At 73.0% G+C, this 22,400-nt stretch carries 16 protein-coding genes; 5 read left to right on the top strand and 11 right to left on the bottom strand.

All coding sequences use genetic code 11. The features are described from left to right. Positions 1-177 precede the first annotated feature (177 nt). From V4Y03_RS10000 to V4Y03_RS09985, 4 genes are all read right to left on the bottom strand, one after another. Entirely contained in the window at positions 178-1,122 is a 945-nt protein-coding gene (locus tag V4Y03_RS10000; RefSeq protein ID WP_332434687.1) for a hypothetical protein, read from the bottom strand. A gap of 27 nt (positions 1,123-1,149) precedes the next feature. Then, on the bottom strand, positions 1,150-3,414 hold the full coding sequence (locus tag V4Y03_RS09995) for an FG-GAP repeat domain-containing protein (protein ID WP_332434686.1): 2,265 nt from the start codon (positions 3,412-3,414) through the stop codon (positions 1,150-1,152). A gap of 179 nt (positions 3,415-3,593) precedes the next feature. Continuing rightward, on the bottom strand, positions 3,594-5,651 hold the full coding sequence (locus V4Y03_RS09990; RefSeq protein WP_332434685.1) for a phosphocholine-specific phospholipase C: 2,058 nt from the start codon (positions 5,649-5,651) through the stop codon (positions 3,594-3,596). 257 nt (positions 5,652-5,908) lie between these two features. Continuing rightward, positions 5,909-6,325 carry an organic hydroperoxide resistance protein gene (locus V4Y03_RS09985; protein WP_317877136.1) on the bottom strand — a complete coding sequence of 139 codons (417 nt, stop codon included), beginning with the start codon at positions 6,323-6,325 and terminating at the stop codon, positions 5,909-5,911. 122 nt (positions 6,326-6,447) lie between these two features. On the opposite strand from V4Y03_RS09985, the gene V4Y03_RS09980 reads away from it, so the two are divergent. Continuing rightward, entirely contained in the window at positions 6,448-6,936 is a 489-nt protein-coding gene (locus tag V4Y03_RS09980; protein ID WP_332434684.1) for a MarR family winged helix-turn-helix transcriptional regulator, read from the top strand. A 79-nt stretch (positions 6,937-7,015) separates the two neighbouring features. Here V4Y03_RS09980 and V4Y03_RS09975 read toward each other — a convergent pair whose 3' ends face one another. The 3 genes from V4Y03_RS09975 to V4Y03_RS09965 form a co-directional block, all read right to left on the bottom strand. Then, entirely contained in the window at positions 7,016-7,426 is a 411-nt protein-coding gene (locus V4Y03_RS09975) for a RidA family protein (RefSeq protein ID WP_332434683.1), read from the bottom strand. Between the two features lie 173 nt (positions 7,427-7,599). Continuing rightward, a complete protein-coding gene (locus V4Y03_RS09970) occupies positions 7,600-9,225 on the bottom strand; it encodes a prenyltransferase/squalene oxidase repeat-containing protein (protein ID WP_332434682.1) in 1,626 nt (541 codons plus the stop codon). Between the two features lie 45 nt (positions 9,226-9,270). Then, positions 9,271-9,771, bottom strand: a complete 501-nt coding sequence (locus tag V4Y03_RS09965; protein WP_317877517.1) for an NUDIX domain-containing protein — start codon at positions 9,769-9,771, stop codon at positions 9,271-9,273. Positions 9,772-9,998: 227 nt separating this feature from the next. On the opposite strand from V4Y03_RS09965, the gene V4Y03_RS09960 reads away from it, so the two are divergent. The 3 genes from V4Y03_RS09960 to V4Y03_RS09950 all read left to right on the top strand — a co-directional run bounded on the left by V4Y03_RS09960 (position 9,999) and on the right by V4Y03_RS09950 (position 15,617). Then, entirely contained in the window at positions 9,999-10,445 is a 447-nt protein-coding gene (locus V4Y03_RS09960) for a GNAT family N-acetyltransferase (protein ID WP_317877516.1), read from the top strand. Continuing rightward, positions 10,442-11,695: an MFS transporter gene (locus V4Y03_RS09955; protein ID WP_332434681.1), complete on the top strand. Its 1,254-nt coding sequence runs from the start codon at positions 10,442-10,444 to the stop codon at positions 11,693-11,695. The genes V4Y03_RS09960 and V4Y03_RS09955 overlap by 4 nt, the downstream gene beginning before the upstream one ends. A 229-nt stretch (positions 11,696-11,924) precedes the next feature. Further along, entirely contained in the window at positions 11,925-15,617 is a 3,693-nt protein-coding gene (locus V4Y03_RS09950) for a S8 family serine peptidase (protein WP_332434680.1), read from the top strand. 56 nt (positions 15,618-15,673) lie between these two features. On the opposite strand, the gene V4Y03_RS09945 is transcribed toward V4Y03_RS09950, so the two are convergent. From V4Y03_RS09945 to V4Y03_RS09930, 4 genes are all read right to left on the bottom strand, one after another. Next, the gene (locus tag V4Y03_RS09945) at positions 15,674-17,131 is read right to left on the bottom strand and encodes an acyl-CoA synthetase (protein WP_332434679.1); all 1,458 of its coding nucleotides are present in this window, start codon (positions 17,129-17,131) and stop codon (positions 15,674-15,676) included. Between the two features lie 59 nt (positions 17,132-17,190). Continuing rightward, on the bottom strand, positions 17,191-18,375 hold the full coding sequence (locus V4Y03_RS09940; RefSeq protein WP_332437144.1) for a nitrate/nitrite transporter: 1,185 nt from the start codon (positions 18,373-18,375) through the stop codon (positions 17,191-17,193). A gap of 149 nt (positions 18,376-18,524) precedes the next feature. Then, positions 18,525-20,054: a GAF domain-containing sensor histidine kinase gene (locus V4Y03_RS09935; RefSeq protein WP_332434678.1), complete on the bottom strand. Its 1,530-nt coding sequence runs from the start codon at positions 20,052-20,054 to the stop codon at positions 18,525-18,527. A gap of 88 nt (positions 20,055-20,142) precedes the next feature. Next, positions 20,143-21,204 (bottom strand): rod shape-determining protein, encoded by a 1,062-nt coding sequence (locus V4Y03_RS09930; protein ID WP_317878330.1) that lies wholly within the window; start codon positions 21,202-21,204, stop codon positions 20,143-20,145. Positions 21,205-21,456: 252 nt separating this feature from the next. Between V4Y03_RS09930 and V4Y03_RS09925 the strand changes: the two genes are divergently transcribed. Beyond that, positions 21,457-22,380 (top strand): SCO2400 family protein, encoded by a 924-nt coding sequence (locus tag V4Y03_RS09925; RefSeq protein ID WP_332434677.1) that lies wholly within the window; start codon positions 21,457-21,459, stop codon positions 22,378-22,380. Positions 22,381-22,400 lie beyond the last annotated feature (20 nt).

Raw genomic sequence — 22,400 nt, 5'->3', positions numbered from 1 at the left:
TCGTGGGCAGGGCAGGACAGGGCAGGGCAGGCCCGGTGAAGGAGATGCGAGTGTGACGGAGGTTCCGTCACACCCGCGAGACCCCTGAGGATGCCGAAAGGTTGTACGACCGAGACGCCGGGATGACGGCGACCGGGGCGAACCGGTCGCCGTCGGGCGGATCGGGCGTGGCCGGGGTCAGAAGACCAGACCGGCCTTGATCCCGGAGTCCTTCAGGGTCGTGTTGGCGACACGGTTCTCGAAGGGCGCCTTCCACTCGCCGTTGCCCCGGTAGAGGTACCCGGTGCCGTCCGGACCGTAGGCGTAGAGGTCGTTGCGCCAGTCGCCGTCGGCGTCGCCGATGCCGATGATGTCGCCGTAGGCGTTCCAGCCGCCGCCGATCCTCGTGCGGGGGGCGAAGGTGCCGCCCGGCTTGCCGAGGTACAGCCAGAGGACGCCCGCCTTGTCGCGCGCGACCAGATCGCCCTCGATTCCACCGCCGATGTCGCCGACGGCGGTGATCCGGTCGTAGACCCCCCAGCCGTGGCCGATCTTGCGCCGGGGCAGGTACGTGCGCTCGCCCGTGCCGTCGGACCCCTCGTAGAGGTACAGGTCGCCCCGCTTGTCGACCGCGACGAGGTCGGGGTGGAGGTCGTAGCGCACGTCGCTGCCGCCGGTGAACATCGTGTACGTGTTCCAGCCGCCGCCGATCCTCGTGCGGGTCCAGAAGGAGCCCGCGTACGAGGCGGACTTGGCGGTGTACTTCCACAGGACGCCGTCGCGGTCGCGGGCGACGGCGTCCGGGTAGCCGTCCGGGGTGATGTCGCCGACCATCTCGATCCGGTCATAGGCGTTCCAGCCGCCGCCCTCCGGGACCGGGGCCTCCGCGGCGGTGAAGTTCTTGCCGCTCGCGTCCCGGACGCTGCCGATCCGCCACACCTTCCCGGAGGCGTCCCGGGCGAGCAGGTCCGGGGAGACGAACGGGTGCTTCAGGCCGTGCATGTTCTTCGGGGGGGAGGACGGGTACGGCGCGGCGCTCGCCGAGGAGGCCAGGGTGCCCGCGCCGAGGGCGGTGGCGAGGGCGACGGCGGCGGCGGCCTTGGCGCGCCGCCGCTTCGGACGCGCGGAGCGTACGGGGTTCACAGTGGGGGCTCCCTGAGGATCTGGGGATCAGAAGACGATGTTGTAGACGCCGGCGCCGCTGAGGGCCGGGCTCGCGACACGGGACGCGAAGGGTGCCTTCCAGTCGCCGGTGCCCTTGTAGAAGAAGGCGGCGCCGTTCGCCCCGTAGGCGAGGAGGTCGGTGATGCGGTCGCCGTCGGCGTCGCCGATGCCGACGGTGTCGCCGTAGGCGTTCCAGCCGCCGCCGATCCTCGTGCGGGGGGCGAAGGTGCCGTCGCCCTTGCCGAGGTGGAGCCAGAGCACGCCGTCCTTGTCGCGGGCGACGAGGTCACCGGCGCCCGCTCCGGCGACGTTGCCGACGGCGGTGATCCGGTCGTAGACCCCCCAGCCGTGACCGGTCTTCTTGCGGGCCTTGTACAACGCGGCCGTGGAGGCGGTGGACTCGTACAGGTACAGGTCGCCCTTCGCGTCGACTGCCACCAGATCGGCGAGGCCGTCACCGGTCAGGTCGCTGCCGCCGGTGAAGCGGGCGTAGGCGTTCCAGCCGTCGCCGATGAGCCGGCGGGGCGTGAACGTCGGGCTCCACCTGTTGCCGGCGCCCTGGTGCAGCCACAGGAAGCCGTCGCGGTCGCGTGCCACGACATCGCCGCCGTCGATGTGGTCGACGTCCCCGGCGGCCTCGATCCGGTCGTAGACGCCCCACCCGCCGCCGCCGGCGACGGCGGCCCCGGTGGCCTTGAGGGTCTTCGCGGCGGCGTCGTAGCGGGTGTCGATCCGCTTCATCTGTCCGGCGGCGTCCCGGACGACCAGCGACGGTCCCCCGTTCTGCTTGATGTCGTGCAGGTCGGCGGCGTGGCCGGCCTGGAAGCTGCCGGACGCCTCCAGATCCGGGCCGACGCCGTTCTGCGGGACGGCGCGGATGGTCCAGTCGTACACGCCGGAACGGGCGTCCTTGCCCAGCTGGGACAGCTCGGCGACGCGCGCCCAGGTGATGCCGACGGTGTTGTCGCCGTAGTAGTACGGCGAGCCGGCGGACTCGGTGAAGAGGGGCATCGTGTACGAGAAGCCGGCGCCGGTCCCCCGGTTCCGCAGCGTGAGGTGCACGTCGATGTTGACCCGAGAGAAACGCCACTTGAGGGTGGGGTTCCTGTCGAGGCGGAGGGAGGAGTACGGGATGTCCGTACCGCGGTGGACGACCTCGGTCGGCACGCCCTTCGAGGCGACGAGCCGGGCGGCGGGCCTGCCGTCCGCGTCCACGGCGATCCGGTAGAGCCCCTCGTCGTCCTTGGCGGTGCCGCCCTCGGCGATCAGCGAACCGTCGGGCGCGGTGAGGACCTTGGTGACGTGGTCGAGGAGCCGGACGGTCTCGCCGTTCGCCAGCGACCGGGCCCGGAGCGGCACGAGGGCCTTGCGCGTCTCGTCCAGCATGCCCTCGTCGGTCAGGCCGGTCCGGGCGGCGTACGTCGCCCAGGAGCCGGTCAGGCCGGTGACGAGGTCCGAGTCGAGGCCGAGGTCGACCGGGGTCTCCTCGCCGGTGGCACGGTCGAGCGCGACGAAGCCGCGGTAGCCCTCGGTGCCCTTCGTGGTGGCCGCCAGCACATGGGTGGCGGAGAGGCCGACGTCGCCGTTGTGGGCGGGCGAGGTGACCAGGGTGGAGACGGCCTCGGCGGCGGCCACGTCGACCACGGCGTAGTGGACCTCGCGGGCCGCGCCCTCACCCGAGAAGTACTGGACGGCGACCGAGCCGTTGAGGAGCGCCGAGGCGGTGAACCACGTCTTCCCCGCGGGGACGCCCGCGATCTTCCGCTGGGTGGCCCCGTCCGCGCCGACGGTGACCAGCCGCAGCTCGACGGAGCCGTCCTCCAGCGGCACCTGCACCAGCACGGACTCGGGGCCGACGGCCTTCACGTAGCGCGCGTTCAGCGCGCCCAGGTCGACGGTGACGGGCGCGGCGCCGGTGGCCATGTCGTGCAGCTTCACGACGCGGGACGCCGTCAGCCTGGACTCGTCACCGGTCGCGACGACATCGCCCCCCGCGCTGTCGTAGCTCGGCGCGGACAGCGGCAGGGAACTGCCGTCCGCGTACGCGTACCAGCGTCCGCCGGCGACGAAGCCGGTCGCGCCGACGGCGTCGAGCCGGTCCGTGGCCTTGAGGGCCACCGGCTTCGCGGCCGTGGTCCCCGCCCGCGCCGTCACGGCGTCGGTGGCGGCGGAGGCGGGGGCGGCGGCGAGGACGCCCGCGCCGAGGGTGACGGCGAGGGCGGTGGCGACGGCGGCCGTGAGGTGGCGCCGGCGGGTGAGGACGGAACGCACGGAGTACAGGATGACGACCCCCAGAAGAAAGAAACCTGCTGTCGCCCATGTGTTCACGTGGCGACGACAGAGGAGACAGCCCGGGTCGTCGAATGGTTGTACGTGTCCTGAGTTCCGGTGGACCGCGGCCCCGGCCGCCGCGTCGTCGGGTGGGGGTCGCCCTCCGACGCGGCCGCCGCTCAGTACGTGAGGATGCCCGGGTCCGAGACGTCGGGGGCGCCCGTCTCGATGTGGCCCGCGAGGCGGCGGAGGTAGTCCGTGGACGTGGACGAGGTGACCGTCACGTCGTACCAGCGGTGGCCCGAGGTCAGGGCGACGGTATGGGTGGCCGTGGCGCCGTTCGCGACGGTGAGCGTCCGGGTGGTCCCGTAGGCGTTGGCGATCGTCAGGGTCGCCGGGGCCGCCGTCGGATTGGTGAACGACAGGTCCAGGCTGCCCGTGCTCGCGTTGTGACGGGCGGTCACCTCCGGGACGGCCGTCTTGCCGGGAGAGCGGAAGCGGCGGAGGAAGCCGTTCGGGCCGTGGACGGTGAGGTCGGTGAGGCCCTTGGAGTACTTCGTGTTCCAGGTGTCGGCGATCGACTTGTTCGCCTCGGCGGTGTAGGTCCACGGGACGTCGGTGCGGTTGGCCGAGGTCACGTAGAACTGGGCGCCCGCCGCCGGGCCGCCGCTGAACGTGAGGCGGTAGGTGCCGGCCGCCACGTCCGCCGCGCCGTCCACGTACGGGGCGTATCGCAGCGGGCGGGTGGGCTTGGTGCCCCGCTCCTGGCGGGGCATCGTGCCGGTCGCCGGGGCGGTGGCGAGGAAGTCCGGGTGACGGTTCCGGTCCGGCGGGAAGTAGCCGGCGGTCGACGGCAGCGGGGCCGCCGAGGTGTCCGCGCGGGTGAAGTCGAAGGCGGAGGTCAGGTCGCCGCAGACCGCACGCCGCCAGGGCGAGATCTGCGGCTCGCGGACGCCGAAGCGGCTCTCCATGAAGCGGATGACCGAGGTGTGGTCGAAGGTCTCCGAACAGGTGTAGCCGCCGGTCGACCAGGGCGAGACGACGATCATCGGGACGCGCGGGCCCAGGCCGTAGGGGCCGGCCGCGTAGCCGATCTTGCCGGGGAACCAGTCCAGGGTCGTGGCGGTCGTGGACTTGCCCCATGAGGCGTCGCCCGGGGCGAACGGCGGGACGACGTGGTCGAAGAAGCCGTCGTTCTCGTCGTACGTGATGAACAGGGCGGTACGGGCCCACACGTCCGGGTTCGAGGTCAGTGCGTCCAGGACCTGCGCGATGTACCAGGCGCCGTAGTTCGACGGCCAGTTGGCGTGCTCGGAGAAGGCCTCGGGGGCGGCGATCCAGGAGATCTTCGGCAGCGTGCCGGCCTGGACGTCGGCGCGCAGCCGGTCGAAGTAGCCCTCGCCGTTCTTGGCGTTCGTCCCCGTGCGGGCCTTGTCGTACAGCGGGTTGCCGGGCTGGGCGTTGCGGTAGTTGTTGAAGTAGAGCAGCGAGTTGTCGCCGTAGTTGCCGCGGAAGGCGTCGTTGATCCAGCCCCAGGAACCGCCGGCGTTCAGGCCGTCGCCTATGTCCTGGTAGATCCTCCAGGAGACGCCCGCCGCCTCCAGGCGCTCGGGGTACGTGGTCCAGCCGTAGCCCGCCTCGGCGTTGTTGAGGACGGGGCCGCCACCCGTGCCGTCGTTGCCGACGTGACCGGTCCACATGTAGTAGCGGTTGGGGTCGGTCGCGCCGATGAACGAGCAGTGGTACGCGTCGCAGACGGTGAAGGCGTCGGCGAGGGCGTAGTGGAAGGGGATGTCCTCGCGGGTGAGGTGCGCCATGGTGGCCTTGGTCTTGGCCGGGATCCAGTTGTTGTACTTGGCCTTGTTGAAGGCGCTCTGGCCGCCCTGCCAGTCGTGGTTCAGGCCCTGGAGGTACTCCATGCCCAGCTTGTCGCTGGTCGGCCGGAAGGGGAGCGTGACGTTCCCGAAGTTGTCCTCCTGGTTCCAGACGGACTTGCCGCTGGGGAGGGTGACCGGGCGCGGGTCGCCGAAGCCCCGCACGCCCTTCATCGCCCCGAAATAGTGATCGAAGGAACGGTTCTCCTGCATCAGGACGACAATGTGCTCGATGTCCTGGATCGTGCCGGTGGAGCCTTGCGCCGGGATCGCGGCGGCGCGGGCGATGCTCTCCGAGAGCATCGTGAACGCGGCGGTGCCGCCCGCCAGTTGAAGGAAGCGGCGACGGTCGAGATCGGCCATGGGGGGAGTTCTCCTCCGGTGTGAGTGCGAGCGCTGGGTGCGGGCGCGGGCGCGGGCGTGGGGGTGCGGGCGCGACGGCCGGGCGGACCGGCCGACGGGCGCCCCAAGGAGAGCGTCCGTGGGCCACGGCCCGGCGGCCGTCCCATGACTGCTCGCCGTACGGTAGACGAATCCCCCGTGCTCGAACATGAAAACTCACAACCGAACGCCCCCGGTGGGCAGATGACCACCGGGGGCGTGCACGAACCAACAGGAAATTACTCCACGACGAGATCGACGGTGATGTTGCCGCGGGTCGCCTTCGAGTAGGGGCAGAAGGCGTGGGTCTTCTCCAGGAGGGCCCGGCCGGCCTCGCCCTGGAGGTGGTCGGGGAACTCGGCGCGCATCACGACCGCCAGGCCGAAGCCGCCGTCGGCGGCGTCCTTGCCGATGGAGACCTCGGCGGTGACCGAGGCCTCGGAGATGTCGATCTTCTCCTGGCGGGCCACCAGGTTCATCGCGCTCGCGAAGCAGGCCGCGTACCCGGCGGCGAAGAGCTGCTCGGGGTTGGTGCCCAGGCCGTCGCCGCCGAGGGCCTGGGGGTGGGCGAGGGGGAGGTCGATGTGGCCGTCGGAGCTGACGGCGCGGCCCTCGCGGCCGTTGGCGGTGGCGACGGCGGTGTAGATGGCGTCCATGGGTCTTCCGTTCCTGTCCTCGGGGTGCGGTGCTCCGTGTGTGGCGCTCCACCATTAGTAGCGCACGATTAAGTTGTGCACAACTCAATCGCGCGTGAGGTGTCCTCGCGTATCCTGGTCCCATGGAGACGCTCGACACCGTCCCGGACGAGGACTTCCTCCGGCTCGACCACCAGATCTGCTTCTCGCTGCACGCGGCGACCCGCGCGTTCAACGGCGTGTACCGCGAGGCCCTCAAGGACCTCGGGCTCACCTACCCCCAGTACCTCGTCATGCTGGTGCTCTGGGAACACGGCGAGCTGCCCGTGAAGGGCATCGGGGAGCGGCTGCGGCTCGACTCCGGCACCCTGTCACCGCTGCTCAAACGGCTGGAGGCGGCCGGATACGTCGAGCGGCGGCGCAGTCCCGAGGACGAGCGGTCCGTCACCGTGCGCCCCACCGCCGACGGGACCGCCCTCAAGGCGAAGGCCCTCGGCGTCCCGCGCCGGATCGCCGCAGCGACCGGCCTCGGCCTCGACGACATCCGCGAGCTGCGGGAACGGCTCGACGCCCTGGCCGCCCGGCTCGACCGCGTCGACCCGGACGACCTCGCCGCCTGTACGACGCCTTAGCTTGTGGCCGTCCGGGGCTCGCTTCTCGAGGTTCGGGGACACGGGTCGGGCAGGCGAGGTGAGCGCGGATGTTCCTGAATCAGTCAGGCAGCGCCACGGTGAGATCCACCTCGACGAGTTGTCCGGAAAAGCCCAACTGGGTGACGCCCAGCAGCGTGCTGGCGGTGGTGAACGCCGGGCCGATGGCAGAGTTGATGAGCCGATCCCACACAGCCCCCAGCACGTCCCTGTCGTCGCTCCGCACGTAGATCACTGACCGCACTACATGGTGCGGCCGAGCGCTCACGGCTGCGAGAGCAACGGACGCGTTCGCCACGACCTGGTCGACCTGTGTCTCAAAGGAGCCGGCTCCGACGAGGGCGCCATTTCCATCAAGCGGACACTGCCCCGCGAGATGGGCCGTGCGGCCGGCCTCCACCACGGTGACATGGTGGTAGCCGGGCGTCTGATGCAACTGCTCGGGATTGATACGAGTGATCTTCTCAGTCATGCCTGCGAGTCTGACCAGTACGCATGCCGGCACGCACCTCAATTCCACCCACCGGCAGGCACTCTGCGGCGGCCCAGAGTCAAAGACCGAGCCGAGGACCTGTCGTCGAACTCCCGCCTGCCCCACGACGCCGGGCCGCCCTTCGGGCGACGACGGGAGTTCGACGACAGGCCCTAGCGGGCCGTCGTCGCGCCCCGGCCGCGCGTGGGGCTCAGGCCGCGCGCGTGGTTCAGGCCCAGCAGTACGCACACGTCCGTGAGGAGCGGTACGTGGTACGGGAACGGCCTCGGGCCTGCCTGGTCCGGGCGTGAGACGAAGCCCCCGTCCGGGCGCTGCCGTTCGAGGAGGTGGCGCACCGCGCGTTCCGTCGCGCCGACGGCGGACGGCACAGCCGGTGTCCTGGCCACCGCGATCAGCGCGTACGCGGTGCTGATCGGGTCGCTCGGGTCGCTCGGCACGTGCCCCCAGCCGCCGTCCGCGTTCTGGGTGTCGATCAGCCGCGCCACGGCTCGGGCGCGGGCCCGCGCGACCTCGGTGCCCGCCGGATGGCCGGGCGCCGCCGCCCGGAAGGAGTCGTACGCGAGGACCGTACGGAAGAGGGCGTTGCTCTCGTTCAGGCTCCAGCTCCGCTCGAAGGGCCCCGCCTCCTCCTGTCGTGCCACCAGGAGCCGGACCGCTTCGGTCACCACGGGCAGGTGGGCGGGCTCGGGGGCCAGGGCGTTCACGGCCGCCGCCGTTATCGCCACCTCGGATGCCGTACCCGGCTCGAAGGTGGGGAAGCCGCCGTCCCTGCCGCGCCGGGCGAGCAGATACCGCTCACCCGCCGCCACCTCGGCGCCGAACCGTTCGGACGCGACGGTCCGCAGGAACTCCACGCAGTACGAGGTGTCGTCGACGTCGCTCTGGCCGACATGGCGGTCGAAACCCCAGCCCCCGTCCGGGTTCTGACGTTCGGTCAGTGCGGCGGCGAGGGCCCTCAGGGTGTGCGCCGGAGCCCCCGCGCCCGCCAGGGCGAGGCCGCCGGTCGCCGTCGCGAACACGCCCAGACCGGTGATGAACGGCAGCCCGCCGTCCTCGCGGAGCATCCCGCGCAGCTCCCGGGCGCACGCGGCCACCGCCGTCGCGCAACCCGGGCGGTGCCGGAGCGCCAACAGGGCCAGGATCCTGGCCAGATGGCAGCCGTCCGGCGGCGGGCCGGGCAGCGCGCAGGGGGCCAGGGCGCGCCAGTCGTCCTCGGTGACGAGCCGGGGCGAGCCGGTGCCGAAGGCGTACAGGACTTTCAGGGCGGCCATCTCCGTGATCAGCCACCGCTGTTGGCCGCGCGCCTCGAAGGCCGCGCCGGGGGAGGCGAGTTCGGGGAAGGCGTGGGCGCCGAGCTCCGCCAGGACGGTCTGGAACATCAGCCGCTTGCGCCCGGCGGTGAAGTGGTCGAAGCCGCCGAGCAGCCGGGTCAGCGCGGCCGGTCCGTCCACGTACTCGCCCAGCGCGGCACGGGCCGCCGCCTCCTGCACGGGGTCGGGGGCGCCCTCGTCCAGGGCGGTCTTGAGGCGGCGCGTCAGCCGTTCCTGCGCGTCCGGGTCGACCCCGGTCACCGTGAGCAGCCGCAGGGCCAGGGCGGATTCCAGGATGCGGCTGTCGCAGGGGGCGCGGAGCAGGCCGTCCGGTCCGGCCGCCGCGAGCAGCCGGGTGGCGAGCCGGGCGCGGGCGCCGTCGAGGGGGCCGGCGGTGGGCGCGGGTTCCGGCCGGGGGCCGGGAACGGCGAGGGAGGCGCCGGATAAGGGCAGCGCGCAGTGCGTCATGGGGGAGGTGTCTTTCGTGAGGTGCGGGGGGTGGGGACGGGGGGATCAGAAGGGGAAGAGGCGCCGTACGGCGTCGGCGCCGGCCGGGACCAGCGGGGTGTAGCCGCCGGTCACGACCGTGAGCGGTGCGACGAAGCCGCACCAGGCGACCTCCTCCGGGTCGGGCCGGGGCGGCCGGTCGGCCACCCAGCGGTGGACCGTCAGGAAGCAGGCGCCGTGGGGATCGTCGACCCGGATCCGGTACGCCTCGACGAGCCCGGTCGCCGTCTCCCAGCCCAGCTCCTCCCGGAGTTCACGCAGGGCGGCGGCGCGGTACGCCTCACCGGTCCGCACGGCCCCGCCGATCAGTACGTCGTAGTGGTCGGGGTAGACCGGCGCGGAGGGCGTCCGCCGGTAGAGCAGGACGCGGCCGGCGTGATCGGTGCAGACGGTGGCGGCGTAACGCCGGAGCAGCCCGGCGGGAACCCCGGCGGTCCGCCGCCCCTGGGCGACGACCCGATCCCGGGGATCGACGTGGTCCACCCGCTCATGCGCGTGCGCACTCATGCCCGCTCCCGCACCCGCTCCCGCACCCGCGCGCGCGGCGCGCGGACAGGGCGTGGACGGATACCGAAGGCAATACCGCCGTCAAGAAGGCCGAGAAGATCGCGAAGGGCATCACCCGTCACGCATTGCGATTGCATGATGACGTATCGTAGCCGTCTGTGCGATCTTCAGATCCCACGCGAAAAAACGTAAGGATCGAACTCTAAGCCCGCCCCTATACTCGCCCCATGTCCGAGTTCACCGTCCGGCGTGCCGTCGCCGATGATTCCAAGCGGCTCACCCGGCTTGTTCGGGGGTCCGGGGCCTATCGGGGTGACTATGCCGGCATGGTCGAGGGGTATCAGGTCGGTGGTGCGTACATCGAGCACCATCCCGTTTTCGTCGCCGTCGGCCCAGGCGGTCGCGTCCTCGGGTTCTACGCGCTCGTCGTCGAGGACGCCGAACTCGATCTCGCCTTCGTCGCCGACAGCGCCCAGGGGCTCGGCATCGGGCGGCTGCTCATGGAGCACATGACCGGGCAGGCCAGGGCCGCCGGGCTCAGTGCCGTGCGGGTCGTCTCCCACCCGCCCGCCGAGGAGTTCTATCTGCGCACCGGCGCCGTCCGTACCGGCACCGTCCCCGCCGCCGGGCACGTCCACTGGGACCGCCCCGAGCTCCGGTACGAGCTCGCGTGACCGCCACGCAGGACACCCGGGAGCGCCGCAGGGTCTTCGCCGACCTCACCCCGCTACGGACCTCCGTGCACTACCGCCGGCTCTGGTTCGGCAACACCGTCTCCTGGGTCGGGCAGGGCATGACCGCCCTCACCATCTCCCTCCAGGTGTACGACATCACCCGCTCGCCCTTCTCCGTCGGGCTCGTCGGGCTGTTCTCCCTCGTACCCCTCGTCGTCTTCGGGCTCTACGGCGGCGCCATCGCCGACACCGTCGACCGCCGCAAGCTCGGCCTCCTCAGCGCCTCCGGCTCCGCCGTGCTGTCGATCGCGCTCGCCGCCGCCGCGTTCGCCGGCTTCCACCGGGTCTGGTTCCTCTACGGGATCGTCGCCCTCCAGTCCGTCTGCGCCGCGCTCAACGCGCCCGCCCGCTCCTCGATGATCCCCCGGCTCCTGCCCCCCGAGCAGCTGCGCGCCGCCAACGCGCTGAACTCGATGGTCACCACCTTCGGCACCCTCGTCGGCCCCAGCCTCGGCGGTCTGATCGTCGGGCTCGCCGGCTACCAGACCGCGTACCTCGTCGACGCCGTCGCCTTCTCCGCGAGCCTGTACGCGATGTGGCGGCTGCCCTCGATGCTCCCGGAGCGGACCGGGAGCAGGAGGGCCTCGGTCCTCGACGGGCTGCGTTTCCTCGCCACCCGCCCCAACCTCCGCATGACGTTCTTCTCGGACTTCTGCGCGATGATCCTCGCCCACCCCCGCGCCCTGTTCCCCGCCGTCGCCGTGCTCTGGTACGGCGGCGACGCGAAGACCGCCGGACTCCTCGTCGCCGCACCCGCGTTCGGCGCGCTGCTCGGCGGGGTCCTCTCCGGCTGGCAGGGCCGTATCCGCCACCACGGGCAGGCGATCCTGATCGCCGTCGCCTGCTGGGGCACCGCCATCGCCGTCTTCGGACTCACCCGGAACCTCTGGCTCGGAGTGCTGCTGCTCGCCCTCGCCGGGTACTCCGACACCGTCTCGATGATCTTCCGGAACACGATGATGCAGGTCGCCGCCCCGGACGAGATGCGCGGCCGGCTCCAGGGCGTGTTCATCGTGGTCGTGGCCGGCGGGCCCCGGCTCGGGGACTTCCTGGCCGGCTCGGTCGCCGATCTGACCTCGCCCGCCGTCGCCATCACCGGCGGCGGCATCGCCTGCGTCGTCGCGGTCGGCGCCCTCTCCCTGTACGCGCGCGGCTTCCGACGGTACGACGCCCTCGACCCGACGCCCTGAGCGGTTCGCCTCACCTCGCCCTCGGCCCGGCGCCCCGAGTCCGGGCGATGCGCCCGGTCCCGTACCCCTCCGAGCGATTTCGGCCCGAACCGACCGTCCTGGTCTGGCGGTTGACCGCCACGGCACATAACCGCCAGGAACGACAGGAGTCAACTCCCGTCTCCCAGGCCAAGACTCCTCGCGGCACCCGGAAACACCCCCGACCCCGGGTCCGCGAGGAGTTCGAACGATGACGTCGAGGAACGCACCCTTCGACCGAGGGAGAGCCGCGCTGATCGCCGCGGGCATCTCCCTCGTGATGCTCTCGGCCGGGCAGACCGCCGCCGCCGGGACCACCGCCACCCCCGTACCGGACACCTTCAAGGCCGCGGCCGCCCCGAAGGCGAGCACCACCGTCACCCTCGTCACCGGCGACCGCGTCACCCTCACCGACCTCGGCGGCGGCAACAGCACCGTCACCGTCGACCGGGCGAAGGGCGCCACCGGCGCGATACGCAGCCGGACCGCGAACGGCCGGGTCACCGTGATCCCCGACGAGGCCCGCCCCTACCTGGACTCCGGCGCGCTCGACCCGCGCCTCTTCGACGTCACCGGCCTCGTCGAGCAGGGCATCACCGGCGATCTGCCGCTGATCGTCACGTACGGCGGGAAGGGCGCCCGCACCGCCGCCTCCCCGCGCGGCGCCGAGACCGTCCGGGCCCTGCCCAGCATCGGCGGCGCCGCCGTCACCGCCACCGACCCCGCCGCCTTCTGGCAGGGCTTCACCGCGCGCGGCACCTCCCGCGCCGCCGCCCCCGGCAAGGTGTGGCTCGACGGCCGCGTCAAGGCCGCCATGGCCGAGTCCAACGCCCAGATCGGCACCCCGAAGGCCTGGGAGGCCGGGCTCACCGGCAAGGGCGTGAAGGTCGCCGTCCTCGACACCGGCGCCGACCTCGCCCACCCCGACCTCGCGGGCCGGGTCACCGAGACCAAGTCCTTCATCGCCGGCCAGGAGGTCGCCGACCGCAACGGCCACGGCACCCACGTCTCCTCCACCGTCGGTGGCAGCGGCGCCGGTTCCGACGGCAAGGAGAAGGGCGTCGCCCCCGGCGCCGGCCTCGCCGTCGGCAAGGTCCTCAGCGACGAGGGCTACGGCTCCGAGTCGGAGATCATCGCCGGCATGGAGTGGGCCGCCAAGGACATCGACGCGAAGATCGTCTCGATGAGCCTCGGCTCCAGCGAGCCCAGCGACGGCACCGACCCGATGGCCCAGGCCGTCAACACCCTCTCCGCCGAGACCGGCGCCCTCTTCGTCATCGCCGCCGGGAACTCCGGCTACCCGGGCTCCATCGGCTCGCCCGGCGCCGCCGACTCCGCGCTGACCGTCGGCGCCGTCGACTCCGCCGACGAGGCCGCCTACTTCACCAGCCAGGGCCCCCGCTACGGCGACCAGGCCCTCAAGCCCGACCTGTCGGCGCCCGGCGTCGGCATCCTCGCGGCCCGCTCCCAGCTCGTCGGCGGCAGCGGCCTCTACACGAGCATGAGCGGTACGTCGATGGCGACCCCGCACATCGCGGGTGTCGCCGCGCTGCTCGCCGAGAAGCACCCCGACTGGACCGGCGCCCGGCTCAAGGACGCGCTGATGTCCTCGTCGAAGACGCTCGACGCCACCGCGTACGCCCTCGGCTCCGGGCGCGTCGACGTGGCCGCCGCGATCTCCGCGAACGTCACCGCGACCGGCTCCGCCGACCTCGGCTTCACCGCCTGGCCGTACGAGCAGAGCAAGCCGGTCACCAGGACCGTGACCTACACCAACTCCTCCGACGCACCGGTCGAGTTGAACCTCTCCGTCGACGGCATGGCGGCCGGTGTCGCCACCCTCGCCGACACCGCCCTCACCGTCCCCGCCCACGGCTCCGCGAGCACCACCGTCACCGGTGACGGCACCAAGGCCCCCGTCGGCCAGTCCTCCGGCCGGATCACCGCCACCGCCGGCGGCGCCCCCGTCGCGCACACCGCGCTCGGCCTGGTGAAGGAGGAGGAGCGCTACACCCTCACCGTCCACGTCAAGGACCGTGACGGCGCCCCCGCCGCCGCCCGCCTGGGCGTCCAGAAGCTCGCCCAGGGCGAGGACGCCTTCCCGGTGCCGGTCGGTGAGTCCGGCACCCTCGAACTCCGCCTCAAGCCCGGCACGTACACCGTCGACACCTTCCTCGACGTGCGCGGCTCCCACGGCAAGGACTCCCTCGGCCTCGGCTTCCTCACCGCGCCGGAGATCACCCTCGACCGCGACCGCGAGATCACCCTCGACGGACGGCGGCTGCGCGAGATCCGCGCCGAGGTCGACAAGCGCACCGAGACCCGTCAGCTCCTGATGGAGTTCGACCGGAAGGCCAACGGCGCCTCGTACGGCGGAGCCGTCCAGGTCCCGCCGATGTACGACTCGATCTTCGCGGCGCCCACGGAGAAGCCCGCCACCGGCACCTTCGAGTACCGGACCGTCTGGCGTCTCGGCAAGCCGCTCCTGGAGGCGAGCGTCGACGGCGCCCGGCTCTCCGACGCCACCCCGCAGGCCGGAACCACCCTCCTGGAGGGCGGCCACCGCCTCGGTCTCGTCGACGCGGGCACCGGCACCGCCGCCGAGTACACCGGCAAGGACGCCACCGGCAAGGCCGTCCTCGTCCGCCTGACCGAGGGCGCCGACCCGGCGCAGCTCGCCCAGAACGCCCAGGACGCGGGCGCCAGGGCCCTGTTCGTCACCGACGACCAGCCGGGCCGCCTGATGAAGTGGTTCGGCACCGCCGACTACGAGGACCGGCCGCTCGCCGTCGCCACCGTCGCCACCGCCGACGCGAACCGCCTCGCTGCCGCCGCCGCCCGCGGCAAGCGCGTCGACCTGACCGGCACCCGCTTCACTCCGTACACCTACGACCTCTCCGAGGGACACCCCGGCGCCATCGGCACCGACCTGGTCCTCCGGCCCGGCAAGGACGAACTCGCCACCATCCGCTCCACCTTCTACGCGCCGACCAAGCGCGAGGAACCGGGCGGCGAGTTCCGCTACTCGATCACCGACACCTTCCCGATCGGCTTCGGCTTCAAGGAGCGGATCGCCTTCCCGGCACAGCGCACCGAGTACGTCTCCACCGGCACCGGCCAGCGCTGGCACGAGTCCGTCGACCTCGGCGACTCCCTGGAGGAGCGCGGCGGCACCCCGTCCTACCGGGGCGGCAGCCGCGTCGACCTCGACTGGTTCGGTCCCGTCTGGCACCCGTGGCTGGGCACCGGCCTCGGCTGGGGCCAGGAGCGCGCCGGCAACGACCTGCGCTTCAACACCCCCGGCTGGGGCGACTCCGGCAACGACCACACCGGCTTCGGCGACGTGTGGGGCGACGACTCGATGACCCAGTACACCGAGGTGTACGTCAACGGCGTCCGCGTCGACCGCAAGAAGAGCTCCGGCGCCTACGCCTGGGACGCCCCGGCGGAGGAGGCCACCTACAAGGTGGTCACCGACACCGCGCTCGACCCGGCGCGCTGGCGGCTCGCGGGCAAGGGTCACAGCGAGTGGACCTTCCGCTCCGCCGAGACCCCGGCGGACCGCTACAGCTACCTGCCGATGCTCAACCTCGGCTTCGACGTGGCCACCGGCCTCGACGGCGACGTCCGCGCCGGGAGCAGGCTGCCCGTCGGGATCTCCGCCGAGTACGTGAAGGGCGCCACCGGCACCGGCACCATCGTCGGCGGCACCCTGGAGGTCTCCTACGACGAGGGCGTCACCTGGACGAAGGTCGCCCTCGAGCCCGCCCGCCACGGCGCCGCCTGGAACGGCGAGCTGCGGATTCCGGCCGCCGCGAAGTCCGTCTCGCTGCGCGCCGGGGCGAGCGACGACCGGGGCGGCTCGGTGAAGCAGGAACTGATCCGCGCGGTGGGCGTGAAGTAGTCCCCGAGTGGTCAGGACCGGGCCCCCGTCGTCGGCGGGGGCCCGGCTCCGTCCGCTCAGCTTCCCTCGCGCAGCGCCTTCTTGAGGATCTTGCCCATGTCGTTGCGGGGGAGCGCGTCGAGGAAGCGCACCACCCGGGGGCGCTTGTGCGGCGCCAGCTGCCCGGCCACGTGGTCGGCGAGCTCCGCCTCCTCCGGCGGCCTCTCCCCGTCCCGCGCCACCACCCAGGCCACGATCCGCTCGCCCAGGTCCGGGTCGGGCTCGCCCGTGACCGCCGCCTCGCGCACGCCCGGGTGGTCGAGCAGGGCGTTCTCGATCTCGCCCGCCCCGATCTTGTAGCCGCCGCTCTTGATCAGGTCCGTCGCCCTGCGCCCCACCAGACGCACCGCGCCGTCCGCCTCCCGGACCGCCATGTCGCCGGTGCGGAACCAGTCGCCGTCGAAGGCAGCCGCCGTCGCCTCGGGCCGCCCCAGATAGCCGGAGAACAGGTTCGGGCCGCGCACCTGTACCTCGCCGACCGTCTCCCCGTCGTACGCCCCGAGCACCGAACCGTCCTCGTCCACGAGCCGCAGCCCCACCCCGTCGAGCGGCACCCCGACGGTCCCGGGGCGCGGCCCGGCGCCCGGCAGGACGCTGGTGTTCATGAGCGTCTCGGTCATCCCGTACCGCTCCACGACCGTCCGGCCCGTCGCCGCCGCGATCCGCTCGTGGTCGTGGACCGGCAGCGCCGCCGAACCGGACACCAGGAGCCGCGCCCCGGCCATCGCCCGGACCAGGGCGGCGTCCCCGGCCAGCGCGTCCGCGAGCCGGTGGTACATCGTCGGTACGCCGAACAGCATCGTGCCGCCCCCGGCACCCAGCTCCCGTGCCACGCCCTCCACCGAGAACGCGCCCAGGTGCCGGACCTCACCGCCCCGCCGCAACGGGCCCAGGACGCCGAGGACGAGACCGTGCACATGGAACAGCGGCAGTGCGTGCACCAGGACGTCGTCCGCCGTCCACGACCAGGCCTCGGCGAGCGCGTCGAGGGAGGCGGCGACCGCCCGGCGGGAGAGCACGACCCCCTTCGGGGGGCCCGTGGTGCCCGAGGTGTAGACGACGAGGGCGGGGGCTTCCGGGTCGTCCGGTTCGACGGCCGCCGGGCCGTGGGCGGCGAGGTCCACATCGATCCGGGGGAGTCCGGCGAGCCCGGCGGGCAGCACGTCCGCCGGCCCCGCGAGGACCGCCGTGGGCGCGCTGTCGCCGAGGATGTGCGCCAGCTCCCTTTCGCCCGTGCGCGGATTCAGCGGTACGGCGGGCACGCCCGCGAGCAGCGCCCCGACCACCGCGACCGCCGTGTGCGCGCTGGACGTGGCCCAGACCGCGACCCGCCCGGCCCCCACGAGCCGGGCCGCCACCGCGCCGCCCGCCCGCGCCAGCTCCTCGTACGTCAGGGTGTCGGCGCCGCAGCGCAGCGCGGGCCGTTCGGGATCGGTCCCGGCCGCGTCGGCCAGGGCCGGGAAGAAGGCACTCACCGGTCGTACTCCTCGGGTCGTCGAGGGCGAGGGTCGCCGGGAGCCATTCTGCCGGGGCGTCAGGGCCGGCCGGCCGTGACCTTCGTCGCCTCCGGCGCCTCCGCCTCCCCGTCGGGACGGATCCCGCGCATCCGCCCGTACGCGTACACACAGCCCGCGAGTGCCAGGTCGGACAGCAGCATGAAGCCGATCGAGTACGAGCCCTTCGCGCTGTAGATCGCGCCCATCACCAGCGGCGGCAGGAAGCCGCCGAGCCCGCCCATCGCGCCGACGATGCCGGTCACGCTGCCCACCTTGGCCTGCGGGGTCACCTGGGAGACCAGGGCGAAGACGGAACCGCTCGCCGTGCCGAGACCGGCCGCCATGAGGAGCAGGGCGATGGTGCCGCCCGGGTTCAGCGGCGGGTCGAAGGCCTGGACGATCGCGAGCAGGGCGACCACGGCCAACGCGACGGCCGTGACGAGCGCCGGGTGCACCCGGTCCGAAAGCCAGCCGCCGATCGGCCGGAAGACGACCGTGACCAGCGCGAACCCGGCGGCCTTGGTGCCCGCGTCCGTCGGGTCGAGCTCATACCAGGTCTTCAGGTACGTCGGCAGATAGACGCCGAACGCGACGATGCCGCCGAAGCCGATCGCGTACAGCGCCGACAGCTCCCAGGTGACCCGCAGCCGGCCCGCCGAGCGGAGCCGGGCCGCCAGCGGGGCGGTGGGCACCGGCCGGTCGGGCCGGTCCGTGATGAGGAACGTGGCAAGTACCGCGTACACCGCGAGCGCGATCGCCACCACGATGAACGGCAGGTTCTCGCCGTGCTTCGCGATGCGCGGGGTGAAGTAGCCGGAGAGCGCGACACCGCCCATGCCCATGCCGAACACGCCCAGCGCCAGACCGCGCTTCGCGGGCGGGAACCAGGAGTTGACCAGCGGGATGCCGATGGCGAAGGTCGTGCCGCCGAGGCCGAGCAGGAAGCCGACGGCCAGCATCAGGCCGTAACTGTCCTTGACCACGATCAGCAGTAGCACGGGGATGATCGTCAGCGCCGAGACCAGCGGGAACATCAGCTTCGCGCCGTACCGGTCGGTCAGCGCCCCGGCCGGGACGCGGCCGAGCGAGCCGACCAGGACGGGGACCGCGACCAGCAGCGACTGCTCGAAGGAGCTGAGGTCGAGCCGGTCGCCGTACCAGCTCGCGAGCGGCGCGATCAGGTCCCAGGCCCAGAACGTGAGCGTGAAGCCGACGGTCGCCATCACCAGGTTGCGGTAGGCCGCGGCGGTCGGGGGCTTGGTGTCGGTGGTCACCCCTCCAGTCAAGATCGGGACGGGATCGGCGGCGCGCGGGGCTGCTCCGTACGAGTGCGCGCGCGTGCCCCCCCCTGTACGGGCCCGCGCGGGGGCTCCTACGGCCAGGTCACCGTCGTCGGCGGTGTGCCGTCGTCCTCGACCCGCAGCCGGGCGCCCCCGTCGCCCACCGACACCTCCACCATGATCGCGCCGATCCCGGACCGCCGGTGGGCCGCCGCGAGCGCCCCGCGCAGTGTGGCCAGGATCCTCCCCGCGTCCTCCTCGTCCACGAGGGTGTCGACCGCGCCGGAGAAGTGCACCGACGGCTGGAAGCCGAGCAGGACCGCCGCCCCGCCGGTCTCCCGCAGCACCTTCCCCCGGAAGGAGGTCGGCGCGTCGGCGGGCGGCTGCTGGAGGGCGAAGATGGTCGTACGGACCTCCTGGATCGTCGAGTCCAGCTCGTCCACGGCCCGCCCGAGCAGCGCGTCGTCGTCGGCGGAGCCGGCCGCCCGCCGCCGGGTGGACTCCAGCATCATCTCCGTGGCGAACAGCCGCTGGACCACCAGATCGTGCAGGTCACGGGCGATCCGGTCCCGGTCCTCGTACACCGCGAGCCGCTCCCGGTCGTGCCGCGCGTCCGCGAGGACCAGCGCGAGCGCCGCCTGCGAGGCGAACTGCGAGGCGAGCAGCCGGTCCACCGCCGAGTAGGGCTCGGCGCCGCGCCGCCGGGGGAGCGCGAGGGTGCCGATGAGCTTCCCGCCGCTCTGCAGCGGCAGCATCATCGACGGGCCGAACCGCGACCGCACATGGGTGGTCATCCGGGGATCCGTTGCCGAGTCCTCGATGAACACGGGCTCCCCGCCGAGGAGTTGGACGAGTACGGGGGAGCCGGGCGCGATCGTCGTGCCGACCAGGTCGCCCGGGTCGTCCGTGGTGGAGGCGGCCACGATCTCCATGCCGCCCTCCTGGGTGGGCTGGAGGACCACTCCGGCGGAGGCGCCGGAGAGGATGCGGGCCTGCTCGGCGACGGCCATCAGGGCGTTCTCCGCGGACTGGCCGGTCAGCAGGGCCGTGGTCACCGCGGCGGCCCCCTCGATCCAGCGCTCCCGCTGCCGGGCCGTCTCGTACAGCCGGGCGTTGCCGATCGCGATCCCCGCCTGCGAGGCGAGGACCCGGAGCAGGGTGAGGTCCTCCTCGGTGAAGCCGCCCACGCGCTTCTCCGTGAGGTACAGATTGCCGAAGACCTCGGTGTGGACCCGGATCGGGACACCGAGGAAGGAGTGCATCTCCGGGTGCCCCTCGGGGACGCCGGAGGAGCGCGGATCGGCCGTCAGCTCTGCGAGCCGCAGCGACTGCGGGTTCTGGATGAGGACGCCGAGCAGCCCGGTGCGGCCGTCGGGGATGCGGCCGATGCGCTGCCGCTCCTCGTCGGTGACGCCGGAGGTGAAGAACTCGGTGATGCGGCCGCGCTCGGGGTCGACGACCCCGAGCGCGCCGTAACGGGCCCCGGTCAGCTCGGCGGCGGAGTCCACGATGTGCTGGAGCGTGGTGCGGAGTTCGAGGTCCGTGCCGACGCCGAGGACGGCTTCGAGCAGCACCGGCAGACGGGGCGCGTCCTCGTCCGTGTCCTCATCCATGATCGTCATGGTCCCATTGTCGTACGAATCATGAGGTTTCGCCGGAGGTATCCGGCGTGGCTCGATCCGCGTCGGCATACGTCGGCCCGGTCCGCGCTCAGTCCTCGTCGGCCAGCGGGTCGCGCTCCGCCAGCGGGTCGAGGACCATCGGCTGGACCTTGCCCTCCAGCATCGCGCCGAGGCCCAGGACCGCGCACACGTCCGGGCGTTCGGCGATGTGCACCGGCATCCCGGTCGCCTCGCGGAGCATCTGGTCCAGCCCCGGCAGCAGCGCCGAGCCGCCGACCATCATGATCCCGCGGTCCGCGAGGTCGGCCACCAGGTCCGGCGGGCAGTCCCGCAGCACCTTCCCGATGCCGTCGAGGACCGCCGTCAGCGGGGTGTGGATGGCTTCGCGCACGGCGGCGGTGTCGACGGTCACCGACCGGGCCAGGCCGGTGGCGACGTCCCGGCCGTGGATCTCGGTCCACGCCGGGCCGTGCGGGGTCAGACCGTTCCCGCTGAGGGCCACTTGGAGCGGGCGCACCGACTGGCTCGGCAGCATCAGCTCGTGGTGGTGGCGCAGATGCTGGATGACGGCGTGGTCGATGGCGTCGCCGCCGACCGGCATCCGCTCCGCCGTGACGATCGCGCCGAGCGACAGCACCGCGACCTGCGTGGTCGCCGCCCCGCACACCATGATCATGGTCGCCGTCGGCTGCTCGACCGGCAGCCCGCAGCCCACGGCCGCCGCGATCAGCGTGTCGACCAGCTCGACCCTGCGTGCCCCGAGACCGACGAGGGTCTCCACGGCGGCGCGCTGGGCGAGCGGGTCGCTGTCGTGCGGGGTGCAGGCGGCGGCGCGCAGCCGGGGCTTGCGGCGCAGCTGGCGGCGCAGCTTCTCGCCGAGGAGGTGGCGCAGCATCCGCTGCGCCATCTCGATGTCGACGACGGTGCCGCCCGAGACGGGGCGGACGACCCGGATGTAGTCGGGGGTGCGGCCCGTCATCTTCTCGGCCAGCGCGCCGACGGCGATCAGCGCTCCGGTACGGGTGTTGACGGCGGCGACGCTCGGCTCGTCGACGACGAGTCCGGCGCCCTTGACGAAGACCCGGGTGCGGGCGGCACCCAGGTCGACGGCTACATGGCAACGACGCAGCTGCTCAAGGCTGACGGTCACGGCGGATCCTCCGGAGTGCGGTGCTGGCACGGGCGAGGTGTTTCGCGTTACGCGATCCTGTTGGCATCGTCCGGCCGTCCGGGGCACGGCGCGCGCTGGGCTGCGCCGCCCGGGGCCAGGCGTGGCGCGTCCGCGCGTACGCCCCGAAGCGGGAGAATCTCGGCGCACCACCGCCGACCTGCGGTTTCCTCACAGGATCCTCACCTCCGTGCCTACCTGCGCCCGTACCGGGCCGCATAGCCTGCGGGCCCCATGGACTACTGCAACGCGTGCCGGCGGCACCTCAACGGGGCCCTCGCCTGTGCCGGGTGCGGGACTCCGGTCGAGGAACTGCGGTACGAGACCCCCCACATACCCGCCCGGCGGACGGCCCCGCCGGTCCACGTCCAGGGGTACGCCCAGGCCTACGCCCCGGGGTACGCCCCGGACAGCTCTCAGGGTCACGCCCCGGACGAAACCCGGGCCCACGCCGAGCCTGACCGGGCCCACGCCGAGCCTGACCGGGCCGCGCCCGAGCACGTCTACGAACTCGACGTCCTGGAGCCGCCGCGCCCGTCCGCCGGTGGCCGCCGCGCCGTCCGGGGCCGCGCCGCCGCGCGCCGGGGCAGACGCTCGCGGAGCCGCCGGGGCCGTACCGTCCTGGTCGGCACCCTCGGCCTGGTGCTGGCGGCCGGGACACTGACCCTGGTGCGGCTGGCGACGGAGGAACCGGAGGCGCGGGGCGCGGCCACGGCCGTCGAGGAGCAGGAGGTCGCCGAGGAGACCCTGTCCCCGGACCCGGTGGAGACCACGGAGCTGCCGGACGGCGGCGTTACGTCCCCGGCCGCGCCGACGCCGACGCGCCCGCACCGGGTGAGCGCGGGCACGGGACCGGGCGGAAGCACGGGCAAGGGCTCGGGTACGGGTCCGGGCAGGGGCACGGGAGACGGTTCCGGTACGGGGAAGGGCGACGGCGGCCCGCAGGGTCCACCGGCGCCCACCGCCCCGACGACGGCGCCCACGACCCCCACGCCGACGCCGTCGAGGACGGAGAGGGGGACGGAGCCGACCGGAACGTCCGCACCCCCGGCGACCACAGCGTCCCCGACCTCCACAGGCCCGACCCCGAGCACCACCCCGACCCCGACCCCGACACCCACCCCGACGTGCACCCGGTTCCTGTGGTGGTGCGTGTAGGGCCGTACGACGGGACGGTC

Origin of the sequence: Streptomyces sp. P9-A4 (assembly GCF_036634195.1) — a bacterium.
GTDB lineage: Bacteria > Actinomycetota > Actinomycetes > Streptomycetales > Streptomycetaceae > Streptomyces.
This window is presented reverse-complemented; position numbering and strand designations above follow the sequence as displayed.